Annotated in this window: 3 protein-coding genes and 1 pseudogene; 3 read left to right on the top strand and 1 reads right to left on the bottom strand. The window is 64.4% G+C overall.

Annotated elements, in window-relative coordinates; all coding sequences use genetic code 11:
- A pseudogene (locus AC1VAN_RS16820) lies at positions 1–131 on the bottom strand (SET domain-containing protein-lysine N-methyltransferase); the annotation flags it as partial.
- 210 nt (positions 132–341) lie between these two features.
- On the opposite strand from AC1VAN_RS16820, the gene AC1VAN_RS16815 reads away from it, so the two are divergent.
- From AC1VAN_RS16815 to sufC, 3 genes are all read left to right on the top strand, one after another.
- Positions 342–797: an SUF system Fe-S cluster assembly regulator gene (locus AC1VAN_RS16815; RefSeq protein WP_025873978.1), complete on the top strand. Its 456-nt coding sequence runs from the start codon at positions 342–344 to the stop codon at positions 795–797.
- 17 nt (positions 798–814) lie between these two features.
- Entirely contained in the window at positions 815–2,290 is a 1,476-nt protein-coding gene (gene sufB, locus AC1VAN_RS16810; protein ID WP_480986252.1) for a Fe-S cluster assembly protein SufB, read from the top strand.
- Between the two features lie 73 nt (positions 2,291–2,363).
- A partial coding sequence (gene sufC, locus AC1VAN_RS16805) for a Fe-S cluster assembly ATPase SufC (RefSeq protein ID WP_480986251.1) occupies positions 2,364–2,970 on the top strand: 607 nt, incomplete at its 3' end.

Genomic DNA, 2,970 nt, shown 5'->3' with positions numbered 1-2,970 from the left:
GCATCGACATCGCCGTGGCTGCGCAGCAGGCCCTTGTACTGGATCACGCGCTCGCCCTGCTTGATCGGGGCCACGGAAAACACACCGTTGCCGTGGATGGCGGACTTGCGGGCTTGGATCTTCTTGGGCATCGGCAAGAGACGTTTGCAGCGGAAGGAACGTTGATTCTCGCCCATTCCGGGTGATTGCGAAAATCACCCCCATGCCGCAGCATGTCGCCCCGATGGCGGCCCTTGGCGACTGCCCTCCGGCCGGGCCCAAGCGCCCGCTGAATGGCCGGGTTGGATGCCGGCGAATAAAAGCGTACAATTTCAGTCCGCTTTAAGAACCACTCGCATCCCATGTTGCGCGTCACCAAGCTCACCGATTACGCCACCGTCGTACTGACCGTACTCGCCGCCCGTCCGGGCGAGGTGCTCAGTGCCACCGAGCTGGCCGAATTCACCGGTCTGGAGCCGCCCACCGTCAGCAAGGTGCTCAAGCCACTGGCCCAGGCCGGCCTGGTCGAAGGCCTGCGCGGCGTCCGCGGCGGTTACCGGCTGACCCGCCCATCGATCGAGATCTCGCTGTTTGAAGTGGTTGAAGCCATGGAAGGGCCGTTGGCCCTGACCGAGTGCAGCCACGACCACCATCAGTGCGGCATGGCGCCCAAGTGCGGCGCGCGCAGCAGCTGGCGGCTGATCAACGACGTGGTCTCCGAGGCCCTGCGCGATGTCAGCCTGGCGCAGATCCTGCCCCCTCTTCCCCTTGTCGACGAAGAACAGCGCCGCACCATCGCTGTCGACGTCGTCTCCTGATCCGTAGGCAGCCCCCCATGGCCACCGAAACCATCGAAACCGTCGCCAGCGACGACACCCCCAACCGCGAGATCCATGAGCAGCTCGGCCGCAAGTATTCGGCCGGCTTCATCACGGACATCGAGTCGGACTCCCTTCCCGCCGGCCTGGACGAGGACACCATCCGCGCCCTGTCGGCCAAGAAGGAAGAGCCGGAATGGATGACGCAGTGGCGCCTGGACGCCTACCGCCACTTCCTGACCATGCCGATGCCGAACTGGGCCAAGCTGCAGATCGCCCCGATCGACCTGCAGGCGCTCAGCTACTACTCCGCGCCGAAGGGCCCGAAGTACGCCTCGCTGGATGACRTGCCCAAGGAACTGCTGGACACCTACGACAAGCTGGGCGTGCCGCTGCACGAGCGCGCCAAGCTGGCCGGCGTAGCGGTGGACGCGGTGTTCGACTCGGTGTCCGTCGGTACCACCTTCCGCAAGGAACTGGCCGAAAAGGGCATCGTGTTCTGCTCGATGTCCGAAGCCATCAAGGAGCACCCGGAACTGGTCAAACAGTACCTGGGCACCGTGGTGCCGGTGGGCGACAACTACTTCGCCGCGCTCAATTCTGCGGTGTTCTCCGATGGCAGCTTCGTGTTCATTCCCAAGGGCGTGCGTTGCCCGATGGAACTGAGCACCTACTTCCGCATCAACGCCGGCCACACCGGCCAGTTCGAGCGCACGCTGATCATCTGCGAAGAGAAGGCGTACGTGTCCTACCTGGAAGGCTGCACCGCGCCGATGCGCGATGAGAACCAGCTGCATGCGGCGGTGGTCGAGCTGGTGACGCTGGACGATGCCGAGATCAAGTACTCCACCGTGCAGAACTGGTACCCGGGCGATGAGAATGGCGTCGGCGGCATCTACAACTTCGTCACCAAGCGYGSCGAWTGCCGTGGCGCGCGCAGCAAGGTCACCTGGACCCAGGTCGAGACCGGCTCGGCGATCACCTGGAAGTACCCGTCCTGCGTGCTGCTGGGCGACGACTCGGTCGGCGAGTTCCACTCGGTGGCACTGACCCATCATCGCCAGCAGGCCGACACCGGCACCAAGATGATCCACGTCGGCAAGCGCACCAAGAGCAAGATCATCAGCAAGGGCATCAGCGCCGGCCGCGGCCAGAACACCTATCGTGGCCTGGTCAAGGTGGACCGCAATGCCGACGGCGCGCGCAACTACACCCAGTGCGATTCGCTGCTGATCGGCAAGCAGTGCGGCGCCCACACCTTCCCCTACATCGAGGTGAAGAACCCCGGCGCCACCGTCGAGCATGAGGCCACCACCTCGAAGATCTCCGACGACCAGCTGTTCTACTGCCGCGCCCGTGGCATCAGCCAGGAAGACGCGGTGTCGATGATCGTCGACGGCTTCTGCAAGCAGGTGTTCCGCGAACTGCCGATGGAATTCGCGGTGGAAGCCAAGAAGCTGCTGGAAGTCTCGCTGGAAGGTTCGGTGGGCTGATCGCCCGCCCTGCCCTCGCACAACGCATTCTCTTTACCGGCGGGCCCCGGCCCGCACCACGGAAACCCCCATCATGCTGAAGATCGAAAACCTCCACGCCCGCATCGGCGACAAGGAAATCCTCAAGGGCCTGTCCCTGGAAGTGAAGCCCGGCCAGGTGCACGCCATCATGGGCCCCAACGGCGCCGGCAAGTCCACCCTGGGCAATGTCCTGGCTGGCCGCGACGGCTATGAGGTCAGCGAAGGCAGCGTGCAGTTCGAAGGCGTCAACCTGCTCGACCAGGACCCGGAAGCGCGCGCCGCTGCCGGCCTGTTCCTGGCATTCCAGTACCCGGTGGAAATCCCCGGAGTGAACAACACCTACTTCCTGCGCGCCGCGCTGAATGCACAGCGCAAGGCGCGCGGCGAGGAAGAACTGGATTCCATGCAGTTCCTCAAGCTGGTGCGGCAGAAGCTGGCCGTGCTGCACCTGAAGGACGAACTGCTGCACCGTGGCGTCAACGAAGGCTTCTCCGGTGGCGAGAAGAAGCGCAACGAGATCTTCCAGCTGGCCGTGCTCGAGCCGAAGCTGGCGATCCTGGACGAAACCGATTCGGGCCTGGACATCGATGCACTGAAGAGCGTGGCCGACGGCGTCAACGCGCTGCGCAGCGCCGACCGCTCGTTCCTGGTCATCACCC

The sequence above is a fragment of the Stenotrophomonas sp. 05L44_2 genome (genome assembly GCF_056665995.1).
Note: the sequence above shows the minus strand (reverse complement) of the source record. Positions and strands in the feature narration are given on the sequence as shown.

What these genes read in the sequence shown, in the direction of transcription:
- AC1VAN_RS16815 (WP_025873978.1), top strand. Translation starts at nt 342, where the DNA reads ATGTTGCGCGTCACCAAGCTCACCGATTACGCCACCGTCGTACTGACC.